17 protein-coding genes are annotated in these 17,636 nt (G+C 48.3%); all 17 read left to right on the top strand.

The genetic code is table 11. The features are described 5' to 3' along the window. Positions 1-92 precede the first annotated feature (92 nt). Positions 93-953, top strand: coding sequence for an ABC transporter permease (locus tag ACP158_RS12130; protein ID WP_424946380.1), 861 nt, complete (start codon positions 93-95; stop codon positions 951-953). A 20-nt stretch (positions 954-973) separates the two neighbouring features. After that, positions 974-1,801 carry an ABC transporter permease gene (locus ACP158_RS12125; protein WP_424946379.1) on the top strand — a complete coding sequence of 276 codons (828 nt, stop codon included), beginning with the start codon at positions 974-976 and terminating at the stop codon, positions 1,799-1,801. Between the two features lie 18 nt (positions 1,802-1,819). Continuing rightward, positions 1,820-3,007, top strand: a complete 1,188-nt coding sequence (locus ACP158_RS12120) for an ABC transporter ATP-binding protein (RefSeq protein WP_424946378.1) — start codon at positions 1,820-1,822, stop codon at positions 3,005-3,007. Between the two features lie 19 nt (positions 3,008-3,026). Continuing rightward, positions 3,027-4,280, top strand: coding sequence for a GTP cyclohydrolase II (locus ACP158_RS12115; RefSeq protein ID WP_424946377.1), 1,254 nt, complete (start codon positions 3,027-3,029; stop codon positions 4,278-4,280). Positions 4,281-4,381: 101 nt separating this feature from the next. Then, positions 4,382-5,557, top strand: coding sequence for a DUF1688 family protein (locus tag ACP158_RS12110; RefSeq protein ID WP_424946376.1), 1,176 nt, complete (start codon positions 4,382-4,384; stop codon positions 5,555-5,557). Between the two features lie 41 nt (positions 5,558-5,598). Continuing rightward, positions 5,599-6,531, top strand: coding sequence for an NAD(P)-dependent oxidoreductase (locus tag ACP158_RS12105; protein ID WP_424946375.1), 933 nt, complete (start codon positions 5,599-5,601; stop codon positions 6,529-6,531). A gap of 115 nt (positions 6,532-6,646) precedes the next feature. Continuing rightward, on the top strand, positions 6,647-8,071 hold the full coding sequence (locus ACP158_RS12100; protein ID WP_424946374.1) for a glutamine synthetase family protein: 1,425 nt from the start codon (positions 6,647-6,649) through the stop codon (positions 8,069-8,071). A gap of 50 nt (positions 8,072-8,121) precedes the next feature. After that, positions 8,122-9,135 (top strand): alpha/beta fold hydrolase, encoded by a 1,014-nt coding sequence (locus ACP158_RS12095; protein WP_424948463.1) that lies wholly within the window; start codon positions 8,122-8,124, stop codon positions 9,133-9,135. 123 nt (positions 9,136-9,258) lie between these two features. Then, positions 9,259-11,424, top strand: coding sequence for a methylmalonyl-CoA mutase (gene scpA, locus ACP158_RS12090; protein ID WP_424946373.1), 2,166 nt, complete (start codon positions 9,259-9,261; stop codon positions 11,422-11,424). Beyond that, positions 11,421-11,936: a hypothetical protein gene (locus tag ACP158_RS12085; RefSeq protein ID WP_424946372.1), complete on the top strand. Its 516-nt coding sequence runs from the start codon at positions 11,421-11,423 to the stop codon at positions 11,934-11,936. The genes scpA and ACP158_RS12085 overlap by 4 nt, the downstream gene beginning before the upstream one ends. Continuing rightward, positions 11,929-13,461, top strand: coding sequence for an acyl-CoA carboxylase subunit beta (locus ACP158_RS12080; RefSeq protein WP_424946371.1), 1,533 nt, complete (start codon positions 11,929-11,931; stop codon positions 13,459-13,461). The genes ACP158_RS12085 and ACP158_RS12080 overlap by 8 nt, the downstream gene beginning before the upstream one ends. A 70-nt stretch (positions 13,462-13,531) precedes the next feature. Next, positions 13,532-15,217, top strand: coding sequence for a DUF262 domain-containing protein (locus ACP158_RS12075; RefSeq protein ID WP_424946370.1), 1,686 nt, complete (start codon positions 13,532-13,534; stop codon positions 15,215-15,217). Between the two features lie 96 nt (positions 15,218-15,313). Continuing rightward, positions 15,314-15,538 carry a type II toxin-antitoxin system HicB family antitoxin gene (locus tag ACP158_RS12070; protein ID WP_424946369.1) on the top strand — a complete coding sequence of 75 codons (225 nt, stop codon included), beginning with the start codon at positions 15,314-15,316 and terminating at the stop codon, positions 15,536-15,538. Positions 15,539-15,577: 39 nt separating this feature from the next. Further along, positions 15,578-15,868 (top strand): type II toxin-antitoxin system Phd/YefM family antitoxin, encoded by a 291-nt coding sequence (locus ACP158_RS12065; RefSeq protein ID WP_424946368.1) that lies wholly within the window; start codon positions 15,578-15,580, stop codon positions 15,866-15,868. After that, on the top strand, positions 15,865-16,110 hold the full coding sequence (locus tag ACP158_RS12060; protein ID WP_424946367.1) for a hypothetical protein: 246 nt from the start codon (positions 15,865-15,867) through the stop codon (positions 16,108-16,110). The genes ACP158_RS12065 and ACP158_RS12060 overlap by 4 nt, the downstream gene beginning before the upstream one ends. Positions 16,111-16,646: 536 nt before the next feature. Then, the gene (locus ACP158_RS12055; protein WP_424946366.1) at positions 16,647-17,204 is read left to right on the top strand and encodes a Panacea domain-containing protein; all 558 of its coding nucleotides are present in this window, start codon (positions 16,647-16,649) and stop codon (positions 17,202-17,204) included. Then, positions 17,205-17,612 (top strand): hypothetical protein, encoded by a 408-nt coding sequence (locus tag ACP158_RS12050; protein ID WP_424946365.1) that lies wholly within the window; start codon positions 17,205-17,207, stop codon positions 17,610-17,612. It abuts the gene before it with no gap. Positions 17,613-17,636: the final 24 nt, after the last annotated feature.

Here is a 17,636-nt window from a genome sequence, read left to right as displayed (position 1 = left end):
GGATGGTTTGCACCATCCATTTTTCGTTATGTTGCCTATCCATCGTTCATATTTATGGACCGCGGATCGATTTGAAATGACCTAAGCCAGTCATGCCCGAAAGTTCTGCCACAAAGAGAAAATTTGATTGGTACGCCATAACCTGGCGGTTGCCGGTAATCGTGTGGCAGTTATTGTTTTTCGTTGGGCCATTGCTGTTCATGATTGCGATGAGTTTTTTCCTGGTCAAAAACTACCGCATGGTCGAAGCTTTTGAGATGGCAAGCTGGATTAAAATGTTCGGCAAAGGATATTTTTGGGATTCGTATTTTTTGACATTGGTATTGGCGACAGGGTCTACGATTATCGCCACCTGCGTGGCTTTTCCGGCGGCATTTGGACTTGCCTTTAAAGTTTCTGACGGCACCCGCCGTTGGATAATTTTTCTTCTGATTATTCCATTTTTTACCAGTTATTTGGTAAGAACGTTCTCGTGGTATGTGATTCTTGCCGAATCCGGCGTCATCAACAATATTCTGGGCTACATCGGCCTGGGTCCCTATACCATGCTTAACACCCGATTTGGGACTATGGTGGGTTATATGACGCTGACGTTGCCATTGGTGATTATTTTGCAGACTTTATCCATGGCGAATGTAGATAAAAATCTTATCGAAGCCGCTCAAAACCTGGGGGCCGGGCGATTTAAAGTAATATTCAAGGTAATCATCCCATCTGCAAAAGTGGGCTTGATCATCGGCGCGGTTTTTTGTTTTATTCTGTCTTTCGGAGATTTTGTCGCGCCGTATTATTTGGGTGGATCTACGCCACCCACTTTATCGATATTGATTATCGATACTACCAAATCGGGCCAGCAATGGCCAAGAGCAGCCGTGGTAGCCGTGATGATGATGACAACACTGATGATTGTGGCGTTTACCGCAATAAAGCTGGCTTACAGCAAGAAAACCTAAGCTGAATTATGAACCCCGGAATGCACCTCAGAACGCACCTCAGAACAAATGCGGACCGCGTCATACGTTTATTGCTACTCGGCTATCTGGTCCTGGTTTTTTTGTTCATATTCACCCCCATCGTAACCAGCATCATTTTCTCTTTCAATTCTGATCGTTTTCCCACAGTTCCACTCGGATCCTTTACCTGGAAATGGTACCAGACCATTTATACCGATGCGGATGTTTGGGAGGCCGCAAAAACCAGTATTATGGTTGCCATCAGCACCAGCATTCTCGCAACCTTGATTGGTTTTTGCACCGCCTACACGGATTTTCGTTATCAATTTCGCGGCAAAAACAGTTATCTCGTTTTAGCGTTGTTACCGCCAACAATACCGCTGATCATTTTGGCTTTGGCAATGCTGGCATGGTTTTCCAGAATAGGAATTTCCGGAAAAATTTGGACTATTGTTATTGCCCACACTGTATTGTGCGCGCCGTTCGCGATGGCAGTCATCCGCTTGCGGCTACAGCAAATGGATCCCGATCTGGAATCCGCGGCCTGGAATCTGGGTGCCAGCGAGTGGGCGGCGATGAGAAATATTGTGCTGCCATTTGCCAAGCCGGCGATAATTTCCGCGTTGTGCCTTACCATGGCTATCTCTTTTGATGAATTTGCCGTAGCCTGGTTTGTGTCTGGATTAAATAAAACCATCCCGGTTATTATCCTCGAGATATTGCAGGGAAATATCGATCCCCAGATTAATGCAATCGGCACATTCGTATTTGTGACCTCAATCACCCTGGTCATAATGGCGCAGTTGTTTTTTATTTTACGCTCCCCCAAACAGCCTACTCATGTCTGAACCTCATGTCTGAACCTCATGTCTGAACCTCAGATTGTGTTCGAAAATGTTATCAAGCGCTTCGGTGATACCGTTGCAGTAGATAAAATGAATTTTTCAATCGAGCAAGGTGAATTCCTGACGATTATGGGTTCAAGCGGATGCGGCAAGACCACTACTTTGCGCATGCTTGCCGGTTTAGAAACGCCAAGCGAAGGTGAAATTCGACTTGCGGGAAAACGTATTAACGAAATAAAACCATCGGATCGCAATACACCGCTGGTTTGGCAGTCATTGGCATTATTCCCTTTTTTGAATGTTATCGAAAACGTCGAATTCGGTTTGAAAATGCGGCGTATTCAGTCTCGGGATAGAAAACAGCGTGCCATGAAATGGTTGGAACGGATGGAGATTTCAGAATTTGCAAATCGACCGGTGGCGCAATTATCCGGTGGACAGCGGCAACGCGTCGCTCTGGCACGGGCATTGGTTACCGAACCGCCTGTGTTGCTGCTCGATGAACCCCTTAGTGCATTGGATGCAAATCTTGTGGTACGGATGCAAGGGGTGTTGTCGAGATTACAGAAAGAATTGGGTATAACATTTGTTTACGTTACTCATAGTCAATCCGAAGCCTTCGCCATGGCCGATCGTGTGGTCATAATGAGCCAGGGCGTAATTGAGCAAATTGGCACGCCGAAACAAGTTTTTCGTGAACCGGCGACCCGATTTGTTGCCGAATTCGTTGGATCGAATAATATTTTGAGCGGCATAATCAGTAAGATTGAAAACCGGAAATTGTATGTTGATACCGGAATCGGGCTTGTGATTGCAGATCAATCAGGGCATGATGACTTGGCGACAGGTAACCCTGTTGATATTGTGATCAGCGCGGATCGCCTTAATCTCCACAGTCCGGATTTTCCCAATGAGGTTGATTCATCGTCTAATAAATACCGCTGTAAACTGGTCAGCGAAGAGTTTATTGGTGCGATTGTTACGCTGTTGGTTGAAACCGAAAATGGCGTCGAGCTAAAAATTCAAAAACAGCAAAAAGACCTGAACAAAGACCTGGACAAAGACCTGGACAATGTGAATCTCGAAACCGGCCAACCATTGTGGGTTTCCTGGCCCGAGGAAAGCGTTTACATTGTGCCAGCAAAGCAGTCGGCTAAATTTGCGTCCCCCAATTCACCCACCGGTCCCCCAGCATTTTCGACCAACTGATAGCGATGTATAATGTTCTATGAGGACGAATTCTTCAAAACACATCACCTTGACCTCGCACCCAACGGGCGACCAAAAGCCGGTCGCGGTTGAATGGGGTTCATCGGATCCGAAAAAACGCGGGCCCGTGGTGGCAACGCCTGCGGGTTCGGGGGATCGGAATGCGATAGGTTCTTATTCGGGCTCCTATGCCGTGTACCGTGCGCTGGCGGTAGCTGCCGGAACCCTTGACCCATTGCACAAACCGGATCTTACAAACACAGCGCCGGCGATTCAAATCGGTCCTTATCCGCAATGGGATGATCCAACAAAGATTGTCTCCATAGACCCCTGGGGCCATGTGGTCGGTCAGGTATTTAGTGATCACATTAAACAGGGTACCGATGTCAGGCCCACTATCGCAGTAACCCGGGCCAGATTGTCGGTGCCTGAGTTTTTTAGTGGAACAGAGGGTAAACATCTGTTGCCAGACGGTCGAGTGTTGATGGAAACGGGCGAAGTCAATGTTACCAAGATCGCGATCGAACCGGTTTGGTATCTACCGGGCATCGCTGCGCGATTTAATACCGATGAACATTTTCTACGGCGTTCATTGTTTGAGCAAACCGGAGGCATGTTTTCAGAACTTGTGACGCGGCCGGATATTCATATTTTTCTCCCGCCTATTGGTGGAATCACCGCATATATTTTTGGAGATTTTGAAGGCATTATCGACCCCGCGCGCGAACTTTCCTGCCGAGTCCATGACGAATGTAACGGCTCCGATGTGTTTGGGTCGGATATCTGCACCTGCCGACCCTACCTGGTGCATGGCATCGAAGATGCCATCGAAACAGCCCAGCAGGGTGGTGCAGGATTGATTGTTTACAATCGAAAAGAAGGCAGGGCGCTCGGCGAAGTGACCAAGTTTTTGGTTTACAACGCACGCAAGCGCCAGGCAGGCGGGGATACCGCGGAACATTATTTTGAGCGCACCGAGTGTGTCGCCGGAGTCCAGGATATGCGCTTTCAGGAATTGATGCCGGATGTTTTGAATTGGCTGGGGGTAACCCGTATCGATCGCTTCATCTCCATGAGCAATATGAAATATGATGCCATTGTTGGTCAAGGTATCGAAATCGTTCATAGAATAGCCATTCCCGAAGACAGTATTCCCTCGGATGCAAAAGTCGAAATGGATGCAAAGAAAGCCGCGGGTTATTTCACTGATGGTGAGGTGCCTTCAGCGGATGATCTTAAAGAAACTCACGGCAGAGGCTTGGAAGAATACTGAGTAAGCAAGTATTGTCTGCGCAGGATTTTGGAGCATTTGAATCGCTGCTTTCCGCAGGCGCAGTTCGAGAGCGCTGTCGACGGATCGGTGAACTCGCCATTGTGGGCCAAGCCAATTGGTTTTCTATCAATGAAACCAACTTTCGGCGATGCGTGAAGCTGGTCGGAAACACCTGCTTAAAAAATTATCCTGACCTGAATATCCCCTGCCATAGTCGGTGGCGTCATTTTGAAATTGGGGAAACCGATCTGTGGCAGCATTACACACAAAATACACAAAATTTCAAGGGCGAAAAAATTGATCTGGCCCGTTCGGCGGTTGATCTGGTATTCTTAAGCGTGTTGCTGGATGCAGGGGCAGGAGGAGATTGGGTGTTTGAGGACCCGGTAACCGGAAAACTACTATCCAGATCGGAAGGGCTGGCAGCGGCCAGCGTCGAATTGTTCTTTAACCATATCGCAAGATTTGAACATGTGACAGGATGGGTTATGGATGCCGATAGTTTGAAATTGATGACCCAAAAAAAATTTGCCAGCGCCTTTCAACATTCGTGCAAAAACCCTCTCGCCGGCATTGACGGACGATTTTCCCTGCTGCAAGGATTGGCATCCGTGCTGGAAAATGACAGAACGGATCAGCAACGATACGGTCGGCCCGGTAATTTGATTGATGAATGTTTGGCGGTTTCCAAAAGGTCTTTTCGTGGGAAGGTTTCTGTTGATGTCACTCAGGTACTGGCTATAGTCTTAAAACGCTTTGGCGCAATCTGGCCGAACGGTTATCATATTCAACAGGGCCACGAGCGGCTGAACCTGGGCGACTGCGGTTACCATTCGCAGCTGACTATCGGCGATCAAACCGATGGTATAGTTCCGTTTCACAAACTGTCGCAGTGGCTGACCTATTCCTTGATCGAGCCACTACAATGGGCTGGTATCGAGGTGGTTAATCTGGATGGATTGACCGGGTTGCCGGAATATCGTAACGGTGGATTGTTTATAGATACCGGTTCATTGCAGCCATTGGATCAAAGTTTATTGCATTCCAGGTTAGCCCTGAATTCCGAGGCAGTGGTGGAGTGGCGAGCGTTGACGGTGTACATGCTTGATCGACTCGCGGTTGATTTGCGCGCAACACTGCAACTTTCAGCAAAGCAACTGCCGCTGTGTTCAGTACTCCAGGGGGGAACCTGGGCTGCGGGGAGAGAGCTTGCCGCGCGCTTGCGCCCCCAGGCCACGCCTCCGCTAAACCTTGCTATCGACGGCACTATTTTTTAAACGCCATTTTTTAAACGCGACCACAAACGAGACCACCAATAATGACTGTCCTGGTTGATATCAACGATCAAAACTGGATGAGCAAGCAACAATTCATCGCGTCGTTGAACGGCGGTATTGCGGCGAGCCAAATTCGATTTTATCCAGACATCGGAGCACCCGAGGATATCACGATGCTGGCTTGCGACAAGTTGCGGCCGGGGCTGGTGAAACGATTGCCGAATCTTGCGCTCATTCAAAAACTCGGCGCCGGGGTGGAAACCATTATTTGCGATCCCGACCTGCCCGAGCATATCAGGGTGACTCGGCTCAAGCCGGAAATCGCAGCCCTGGAAATGGCGCGCTTTTGTTTGGCCCAGGTGTTGCCGAAAGTGCATCATCTCGCGTTCCACCAGCAACACCAGTTACGCAGCAAGTGGCTGCCCAAAGAGCCTCAGCAGCCATCCGATATTTCCGTTGGCGTGCTGGGATTGGGGCATATTGGCGGAACAACGGCAAGGCTGTTTCAGTCCCTGGCGTTTCGCGTGATCGGCTGGAGTCGGACCGCGAAGTCCATTCCCGGCGTAGATTGTCGATGGGGACTGGCTGCGATAAACGGCGTCCTCGCGCAATGTGATTATGTGATTTGCATATTGCCTTCCACCGCCGATACCCATAATCTGTTCGACCGCGATCGCTTCCTCGCGATGAAGCCGGGCGCCACGATAATCAACATCGGGCGCGGCACCTTGATTGTCGAGCAGGATTTGATTGATGCTTTGGATAATAATTGTTTAGCCCATGCCGTGTTGGATGTGTTTCAGCAGGAACCGTTGTCCGAGGATAGTCCGCTATGGGCGCACCCCGCGGTCACCATAACGCCGCATATTTCCGGCTGGCATCTGCAAGGTCTGGAGGTTGTCGCCGACAACTACCATGCGCTCAGTAATGGTTCGCCTTTGATTCATGAAGTGAGTCGAAAACTGGGTTATTGACCGGTCATTTATATGGTCGGCAACAAAAACAATAGATAGAATCTGTCATCAATTAGTGATTTAACGCCATAAAAAATTTAAGAAACCAATCCAGGAAAAGCACCAGAGGTTAATCATGAGCTCACATTACTTTGAAAATTTTGCAGACGCCTTACCCGATTCAGCGCGAGTCGCCGAAGCAAAGAAAAAACTTGAAGCGGCCGGCGTCAAGTACATTTTGTCGTGCTGGATCGACATGTTCGGCATACCAAAAACCAAGCCGCTGCCCATTAGTGATTTTGAATTGCTATGCGCCGGCAAGGGCCCCCAGTTCGCGGTGCATTCGGTATCATTTGTGCCGGAACTCGGCCCGGCGGATTCAGACCAAATTCCAGTGCCCGACATCGACACTATCGTCATTTGTCCATGGGATAGAACCTGCGCGTGGGTGTTTGCCGATCTGTGGTGGGAAGGAAAGCCTTACAATCTTTGTCCAAGGCAAGCGTTAAAGCGGGCAATCGCTGAGGCTGCGGATAAAGGCTATGCCATGTTTGCCGGCATAGAGCCAGAATTCATCACTATGAAATGGAACGATCAGGGACAACCGGTTAAAGCCTTCGATAACGACCCGGCGCCGGGCGAGGGACTGCGGCCACGCCGACAAGCCTTTGGATACGACGTTGAATTTTCCGTCGATGCCATGGGGTTTTTAGGCGAGTTGATTGATATCATCGAAGAATTGGGATGGAATATCCATGATGTGGTTACGGAAGGCGCCTATTCTCAATTTGAACTGGATTTTCACTACACTGATACGCTGGCTATGGCCGATCGGTTTGTTTTCTTAAGGGTGTTATTAAAGGAAGTCGCCAAGAAACATGGCCTATTTGTTACTTTTATGCCAAAGCCGACCACCGGTGATTGGCGCTCCGGGGCGCATTTGAATACATCTATGCAAAAAATCGACAACCCCGGCGTAAATATATATCAGGGCGAACAGGGTCAATGGAGCGATGCTACTTTTCATGCTGTCGGCGGATTGCTAAAACACGGTTCGGCGATTACTGCGGTTGCCTGTTGCACGGTGAATTCATATAACGGTCTGGTCCCCAAAGTAGGCGGCTTGGAAGGCGGCACCTACACCTGGGCGCCAACCCACATGGCCTATGGCAGGAATAACCGTTCCGCCATGCTTCGCTTGCCGCAAAGCCGGTATGCGATTGAAAACCGGGCCGCGGATATGTGCATGAATGTGTATCTGTCCCTCGGGCTTACCCTGGCGGCGTGTATGGATGGTCTGGTCAATAAAATTGATCCAGGCCGGTCATTGGATGAGGATTTGTATGTGATGGAGGCCGAGGAAAAAACCAAACGAAATATAACGCCGCTACCGCGAAATCTGCTGGAAGCGGTGGAACAGCTGGCTAAAAGTGATCTCGCTGAACAAGTCATGGGCCGAGCCCTGATGAGGTCTTTTGTGGCCTATAAAATCGACGAGTGGGAGCGCTATCACCAAACCGTAACGGATTGGGAAGTGCGGGAATACTTGCGTCTGTATTAGCTCGGTGGCCTGATTGAGTATGTTGCACTAATCGCATTGCATTGGCATGGCTGGCCGTGGCCGACTATAAATCATACCGCATTGATAGGTTATCGTTGCAATGCGGCGACACACTGCCCAATGCAAGGTTAGCCTACAAAACCTATGGCAGGTTGAATCGGGAAAAGGACAATGTTGTGGTTTTGCCGACGTTCTATACCGGCAGCCATGTACGAAACGAAGGATTCTTTGGGGTCGGTCGAGCCATCGACCCGGGCAGGCATTTCATTGTTTCGATCAACTTGTTTGGCAACGGGATTTCATCATCACCGAGTAATACGCCTGCGCCATATGATCGATCAAGGTTTCCAGTCATAACGTTATACGACAATATTTCTGCACAGCATCAACTGCTGACAGATTTATTCGGCATCGAAGAAATTGCATTGGTTACAGGATGGTCAATGGCGGGTTGCCAGTCCTTCCAATGGGGCGCGCAATACCCGGACCGGGTGAAAAGCATTTTACCGTTTTGTGCCTCGGCAAAGGCTTCAGTGCACAATATTGTTTTTCTGGAAGGGGTCAAGGCGGCACTCCAAGCCGACCAAAACTGGAATGGGGGTGACTACATTGAGCCACCTGTAGCGGGGTTAAAGGCTTTCGCTCGGGTCTATGCGGGATGGGCCTTTTCTCAAACATTTTATCGTGAGCAGTTATTTCGCCAACTCGGTTTTAAAAACGCCGAACAGCTGTTACAGGATTGGGAGGCCGATCACCTGAATCGGGATGCCAATGATTTGTTGTGCAAGTTAAACACCTGGCAATTGATCGATATCAGCAATAATCCAGTGTATGAAAAAAACCTGCAAGCCGCACTATCTGCAATAAAAGCAAAAACCATCATTATCGCTTGTGACCACGACATGTATTTTACCCCCGAAGATAATCGTATTGAAGCAAAACATATTGCCGGGGCTGAACTGCGGGTTTACAACTCGCTCTGGGGGCATTGCGTGGCGGCCCCCGGTAATGACGCTAATTTTAGCGATTATCTGGATGCCGCCATCCGTGAACTGCTGGTTTAGAGCCGGTTCAAACTGCGTGTTGCCCAAAATACCGACCACTTCAAAAATTGCCCTTAAAGACAGCCGCAAAGAACTTTTATGGGATTTAAGTTAAACTTGTTGGCATAAAAATGTTAACAATTAATGCACAGCATGGACAATTCGGCGAATAAATCATCTAAAAATTCAAGGGACTGGCAGACGCTTGCTGAAACCGAACTAAACGGCAAGCCGGTTCAGGATATCCATTGGCGCACACCGGAAGGCATCGACATCAAGCCGCTGTACACGCTGGAAGATCTCGAGTGCATTTCTGACATTAATACCCTGCCGGGACTGCCCCCCTACACCCGGGGCACCCGCGCCAGCATGTATGTCGGCCGCCCGTGGACCATCCGGCAATACGCCGGATTCTCGACCGCCGAGGAATCCAACGCCTTCTACCGCAAAAACTTGGCGAGCGGGCAAACCGGTTTGTCGGTTGCGTTTGATCTGGCGACTCATCGCGGTTACGACTCCGATCATGCACGCGTGGAAGGGGATGTGGGCAAAGCTGGGGTGGCCATTGATACGGTGGAGGACATGAAAATTTTGTTCGACCACATTCCTTTGGACAAGATGTCGGTTTCCATGACCATGAACGGCGCGGCGTTGCCGATCATGGCGATGTATATCGTGGCCGCCGAAGAGCAGGGCGCGGCGCAAAAAAATTTGTCGGGCACATTGCAAAACGACATCCTCAAGGAATTCATGGTGCGCAACACTTATATCTATCCGCCGCAGCCGTCGATGAAAATCGTCTCCGACATCATCGCTTACACCGCCGAGTCGATGCCGCGTTTCAATCCGATTTCCATTTCTGGCTACCACATGCAAGAAGCCGGCGCCACCATCGTTCAGGAGTTGGCATACACCCTTGCCGATGGAATCGAATATGTGCGCGCCGCGATGGCCGGCGGCCTGGCGGTTGATCAATTTGCACCGCGCTTGTCATTCTTCTTCGGCATCGGCATGAATTTTTTTATGGAGATTGCCAAGTTGCGCGCCGCACGAACATTGTGGTCGGAGTTAATGGAAAAAAACTTTTCACCGTCGGAGCCGCGCTCGTTGATGTTGCGCACGCACTGCCAGACATCCGGGGTCAGCCTCACCAGCCGCGACCCGTATAACAATGTCGTTCGCACAACCATCGAAGCGCTGGCGGCGGTGCTCGGCGGCACACAGTCGTTGCACACCAATTCCTTTGACGAAGCGTTGGCATTGCCCACGGAAAACTCGGCGCGCATTGCGCGTAACACGCAGTTGGTGTTGCGTCATGAAAGCGGCGTTGCGCATGTGGTTGATCCGTTGGCCGGCTCTTATTATGTGGAGAGTCTGACGCATAGTTTAATGATTGATGCGCGCAAGTTGATCGATGAAGTCGAAGCGATGGGCGGCATGACCAAGGCGGTTGAAGCCGGTATGCCGAAGTTGCGCATCGAAGAAGCCGCGGCTAAAAGACAGGCGCGCATCGACCGCGGTGAAGAAGTGATCGTCGGCGTCAATCGTTATCAATTGCAGGACGAAGCGGAAGTGGATATTTTGGTGGTGGATAATCATGCGGTTCGTGAAGCGCAAATCCAACGCTTGCAAACGGTGCGGCAACAACGCGACCCGGCGCAGGTTGAAGCGGCGCACGCTGAGTTGCGCGGTATTGCCGAATCGGGTGCGGGAAATTTGTTGGCGGCGGCGATTAATGCCGCGCGTGCGCGCATGAGCGTGGGTGAAATTTCCGACACCCTGGAAGGCGTATATAATCGCCATCGTGCGCCAATCCGCTCGGTCGGCGGTGTGTATGGCGCGGCATACAAAGGCGATGAAAAATTCACGATGCTAACCGACAAGATTAAAAAATTTGCCGCGAAAGAAGGGCGACGGCCGCGCATGTTGGTGGTCAAACTCGGACAGGACGGGCATGACCGCGGCGCGAAAACTATCGCCACCGCGTTCGCCGACTTGGGCTTTGATGTGGATATTGGCGCATTGTTTCAAACGCCGCAGGAAGCGGTTAATCAAGCGATTGAAAATGATGTGCACATCATCGGAATTTCTTCGCAAGCCGCCGGACATAGAACGTTGGTGCCGGCGGTGATGGAGGCATTACGCGCCGCAAAGTGCGATCACATTACAGTGATTTGCGGCGGAGTAATTCCGCCGGGCGACCACGCCTTGCTACGTGAATGTGGTGTCGCTGCAATTTTTGGTCCGGGAACGAATATTCCCGAGGCTGCCGGTGAGGTGTTGAAGTTGTTGGAGCAGAAATCACGATGAATAAAGATGACTATCTAAATCTGCGCAACCAATACCAGCCGAATAATCTACGGCATATTTTTATTTTGGAATCTCCTCCTGTCTCCGGAAAGTATTTTTATGATGAATGCGGTAAAACAGGTGAACCGCTTTTTAATGTAATGATGAAATTTATAGAGTTCACGCCCAGCAATAAAAAAGAAGGGCTTGAGTATTTCCAAAAATGTGGTTACCTGCTCGTTGATGCAACTTATCGCCAAGTTAACAACCTGACAAAGAGCGAGCGAAAACAAATAATATGCGACGATTTTAAGTTTTTACTTGAGGATTTGAGCAATATCAATCCACAAAAAACAATACCGTTGATATTGGTGAAAGCGAATATTTGCGAAACACTAAAACAGCCACTTGAGAAAAATGGGTTCGCCGTTTTGAACAACGGAATAAGTATACCTTTTCCTTCTCATAATCACCAAAATGAATTTCACGAAAAACTTGCCCAAGTCTGTAACTCGAGTAATTCCCATGCATGAAATCATCGAAAAGTTGGAGAAAAAACGCGCGCAAGCCAAACAAGGCGGCGGCGCGGCGCGCATCGCAACGCAACACGACAAAGGCAAACTAACCGCGCGCGAGCGTATCGAAGTTTTGCTCGACCAAGGCAGTTTTGAAGAGTGGGATATTTTTGTCGAGCATCGTTGCACCGACTTTGATATGCAAAACAAAACCATCCCCGGCGATGGCGTGGTCACCGGCTACGGCGCGATCAATGGCCGGTTGGTGTTTGTTTATAGCCAGGACTTCACCGTGTTCGGCGGCTCGTTGTCGGAAGCGCACGCGGAAAAAATCTGCAAGGTGATGGATCAGGCGATCAAAGTCGGCGCGCCAATCATCGGCATCTCCGATTCCGGCGGCGCGCGCATTCAAGAAGGAGTCGCATCACTCGGTGGCTATGCCGAAGTTTTTCAGCGCAATGTACTCGCGTCCGGCGTGGTGCCGCAACTATCTTTAATTATGGGTCCCTGCGCCGGCGGTGCGGTGTATTCGCCGGCGATTACCGATTTTATTTTTATGGTGGAAGACAGTTCGTATATGTTCGTGACCGGCCCCGAAGTGGTCAAGACCGTTACGCACGAGGAAGTTACCGCCGAAGATCTCGGTGGCGCGAAGACGCATGCTTCGCGTTCCGGCGTCGCCGACCTGGCGTTTGAAAACGATGTGCAAGCGTTGTTGATGACGCGACAGTTTTTTGATTTTCTACCGGCAAACAACCGTGACCGCGCGCCGCTCCACCCAAACGACGACACGCCCACGCGCACCGAAAAATCTTTGGATACTTTGGTGCCGGATAATCCCAACTTGCCATATAACATTAAAGAAATTATCGACAAGGTAGTCGACGAGGGCGATTTTTTTGAACTGCAACCGAACTACGCGAAAAATATAGTCATCTGTTTTGCGCGCATGCAAGGCAACCCCGTTGGCTTCGTTGCCAATCAGCCGATGGTGCTTGCCGGTTGTCTGGACATCAACGCATCGGTCAAGGCGGCGCGCTTCGTGCGCTTTTGCGACGCCTTCAACATTCCCATCGTCACGCTGGTTGATGTGCCGGGATTCATGCCCGGCACCGCGCAGGAACACGGCGGCATCATCAAACACGGCGCGAAATTGTTATACGCCTACGCCGAATGTACCGCGCCAAAAGTAACGGTGATTACGCGCAAAGCCTACGGCGGCGCATATGATGTGATGGCATCCAAACACTTGCGCGGCGATGTCAACCTGGCCTGGCCAAGCGCGGAAATCGCAGTGATGGGACCCAAAGGCGCAGTCGAAATTATTTTTCGTGAAGAAGCAAAAGACGCCGCGGCAATCGAAGCGCGCACCGAGCAATATCGAGAAAAATTTGCCAACCCGTTCGTTGCCGGACGCCGCGGCTACATTGACGATGTAATCTTCCCGCGTGACACGCGCAAACGGCTATGCCGCTCGCTGGCAATGCTGTGGAACAAGAAATTGGAAAACCCGTGGCGCAAGCATGGGAATATTCCTTTGTGATGTTAGACTACAAAGTCCGGCCAGATATTATTCTGCAACACAATTTTATTAACACCAAAAGGAAATCGACATGAAAGCACTACGGGCAGAACCACTGTCTCTCAATAAAATTTTCAGTGACCGAGAGTTTGTTATTCCTGAATTTCAGCGTCCTTATTCATGGGGTATTGAAGAGTGCGAACAGTTGTGGATAGACATATCTTCTTTTATTGATGACCATATTAATGGTGCCCGCGATGATAAAGAACAATATTTTTTAGGTAGTATTGTTGTTTATCCAGATGAAGAAAATACAAATGCATGGGTGATCATTGATGGACAACAGCGCCTAACTACCTTGTTGGTGCTTATAAGATTGTTATTTGCAATCAATAGCACATACATTGTTTTGCAAAAAATGTTTTATAAAACGGACCCTAAAACCACTGAAATAATCACAGAGCCCCGATTGGAATCAAAAGTTCTGGCTGGTGATGGACGAAATGACTACGAAGATTTTAAAAAAGTAATGAATTTGGAAACTGAAAACTTACAAAGCAACAATCCATACAAATTAAACCATGATATTGTGGTAGAAAAATTGAACGAGTGGTGGAACGGTAAAACAGTAGAGCAGCGTGAACTCGCATTGAAAATATTTCAAGAAAATATAGTTTTACTACCAATTGAGTGTGATTCGTTAGATGATGCACTGACCTTATTTCAAATAATTAATGACCGCGGAATGAGCCTAAACGATGCTGATATATTCAAGGCGGATATTTATGGTATGTCCAAAGATCAGGATAGAGAGAGTTTCATCAAACGCTGGCATGCCCTTGATGATCACGAAACGCTTTTTAGAATCCACATGCACATTATTAGATCCAGAGCAGGTGATACTGGGAAGGAAATTGGATTACGTACATATATAAAAAAATATTTTAAAACTCTGGAAAATCCTAGCGAGGATTGGAATTTGATAGTAAGTAGTTTGGAGGGCTATCACAAGATACGCACGCAAGGCGTCGTAGGGTCCGATGTATTTACATGTGATGCGAATATATTTTGGGCTATTTTAAACCAATATCCTAATATTTATTGGGGGTATCCGCTATATGTCTATTTAAATAAATACGGCAAACAAAATGACGGATATTTTTACTTGGATGACGAGGGAAAGCAAAAGGATTATATTGATTTATTGAAAAATACTATTCGATATTTTTACATCAAAGGTGTCGTATATAACGCAGTTAATGCCGTCAAAGATACTACTTTCAAAGTTTGTGATGCAATTGCAAATGAAAAAGACTATATCGCCAAATACCGAGATAATATAAAAGAAAGTGATTTAGGAGATTGCAATAAAAAATTAGCGACGAATGATTATGGCAGACGCTACAAGAAAGGCCTTTTGTGGCTATGTTCTTCGTTGAATGACAATCAGAATCGTAGCGACTATGCGGAAACTATAGCGCAATGCCATATTGAGCATATTTTGCCTTGGCGGTGGGCCAATTACGATGAATGGGATGCTGAAAGCCATGAACAGAATGTCGAGATAATTGGGAATCAGATTCCGTTGGAATGGAAACTCAATATCCAAGCGGGATGCTCATTCTTCCAAGGTAAGCAGAAATATTACCAAAAATCTAAAATTCGAGATGCATTAGATTTGTCAGAGAAGGCCCCAGCATCTTGGGTGCCAGAAGATTTGATGAAACGACAACAAGACTCATTAAATAGGCTTGAGAAATTCTTTGGAGATATTTAGTAGTTTTGTTGTTAAATAAAAGAACTACTGTGGCAAGAATTTTTAATATATTTCGACAGATTTACTACTACATTTTTATTCACTGAGGTATTGAAAATGAAAATCACTCTAACCGGAATCATCGAGAAAGAAAAAGACGGCTATGTCGCGCTTTGTCCCGAAGTGGATGTGGCGAGTCAGGGCGAGACCGTTGATGATGCGCGCAAAAACTTAACTGAAGCGTTGCAGTTGTTTTTTGAATATGCCCATGAAGCGGAAATTAAACAGCGGTTAAGTGCGCCGCTGATTGATGTGTCAAGTGGCATTCGCAACGCTTTCTGACTACAATCTCTTTATTCCCCGACAAACAAGAGGCATCCAATGCAGACTCAAAAGAACCGCCGCATATGTACCATCGACATAAAGCAATTCAGTGAGAATCTGAAACGCAACGCCGCACAAGCGACTACCGATCAATCGCCGCTCAAAGTGACGCAGGGAAATGGCAAGTATTTTGTCGTTCTCAGCGCCGACGAGTGGGAGCGCGAGCAAGAGACCATCCAGGTGTTGCAAGACACCGATTTGATGCGGCAAATCGCCAAATCATTGGGGGCGCGTGCGGGAAAAACTGCGAAAAAGAGACCATCAGCCAGCCACAGGGCCGATGAATGAGGGCGCTGGTATTTGGGGTGGGCATTTGGGATGAGTATGAAAAGTTGCGGCGCAAGGACAAAGGAACGCATGACAAACTCTGCCTCATAATAAAACAACTGCTTCGCAACCCCGACGCAGGCTCCGGCAAAGCCGGACTTTTTATTCTCAATGTGCTTTTGTCTTTTCAATTCACTATTGCCTATCATTTGTCATTGCCCGGCTTGTTCCGGGCAATCCAGTTATTAAACCGTTCGGCGTAGCCGAACTCCTTTTATCGCGGCGTAGCCGCGAAATGATAGCGGCTAACGCCGCTGGGGGTTATAATAGATTCTCGCCTGCCGGTCGAGAATCACGGTCTGGGGATGTGGTTTGGATTATGACGGTATTAGTTACTCTCATCGTTTTTTAGTTCTGGGTTCTCGCCTTTGGCGAGAACAACAGACTGGATTTGCGCGTATCATCCCTGATACGCGCCCTTCGGGCTCGCTTCGCTCGCGAAAAATCGCTCCCGGCGATTTTTTCCGCCTGCCGGCGAGAATGACGAATGGGGGGTAATGGTTAATCGAGAGGACAAAGGCGCGTTGAGACGCCAAAAGTAAACGAGAAAAAAAGTCCGACAACGCCAGCTGGGCAATAACCGCTACAATCCCTGATTATCAACCAACCGGAGTGCCATTTGTTATGGACCTATACATTCAATTGTGAAAATTACGTTAATCGTGTAGCATTCGTTTGGCTTGCTGAGGCCACCAACAAAATGCAATTATCATATATCCACTACCGCCGGGAAAAACTGGTGAACGCGATTGCGTATTTTTTAAACAATACGCGCTATTGCTACACGCTCAAGTTATTCAAACTCCTGTATTTTCTGGATTTTGAGCATTATCGCCAAGCGGGCAGGTCAGTGACCGGGCTTGCTTACCGCGCCCTCCCGAAAGGGCCTGTTCCAGCTGACCTGTATGATGAAATCAAAAACTATACCAAAAAAGTTGAAGGGGAAAATGCTCCATTAGGAGTCAGGGAGGTAGCTGACGACATAGGTGAATTGGACAGGCGGGAATTTATGCCGCAGGATGAATACGATTCAACGTACTTCACTCCAAGGGAGTTGACGATAATGAAACGGCTGGCTACTATTTTTGGTGAAGACACAGCTGATGCCATGATCGCACATTCCCATGATCCGAAACTTCCGTGGCAGAAAGTTTATAAGACGGGTGAAGGGAAAGGAGATGCCATTTCATATGATTTGGCGTTGGAGTCCACTCCGATTGTTGAACAAGTGCCGACTATTGACAAAGATGAATTGATTATTTTAAAAGATGTTTTTCGTGGAACGGGTCTGCAATAAATGAGCAGAGATTTAAGAGTCGGTGCCATACTACACCATCGCGGCTTTCCTTTTGAAGATGGTACAAGGCGGAATAAATATCTTGTACTGTTGGGGGCAAAGATCGGCTGTGATTATTTATTTGCCCTCACTACCTCAAAGATCGGGAGAAAAAAAGCTGAGCCGGGATGTCACCATAGTCCCAAGACGTATTTTTTCATCCCGGGTGACGAAAAAAACTTTTTCCCGCGGAATACCTGGATTGTGTTAGGTGAACCGCGCACGATAAACAGAGCCGAAATTATCGAAAAGGGATTTCTTAATATTATTCAAATTGTGGCAAATCTTGAGAAAAGTATCACCACAGAGATTCGTAACTGTTTGAAAGCATCTATGGATATCACAGACAGACAAAAGCAACTGCTTTGACGGCGGTTATTTTGGGCAAACAAA

Source organism: Candidatus Spongiihabitans sp. (genome assembly GCF_965247905.1).
Lineage (GTDB): Bacteria > Pseudomonadota > Gammaproteobacteria > Arenicellales > Poriferihabitantaceae > Spongiihabitans.
Note: the sequence above shows the minus strand (reverse complement) of the source record. Positions and strands in the feature narration are given on the sequence as shown.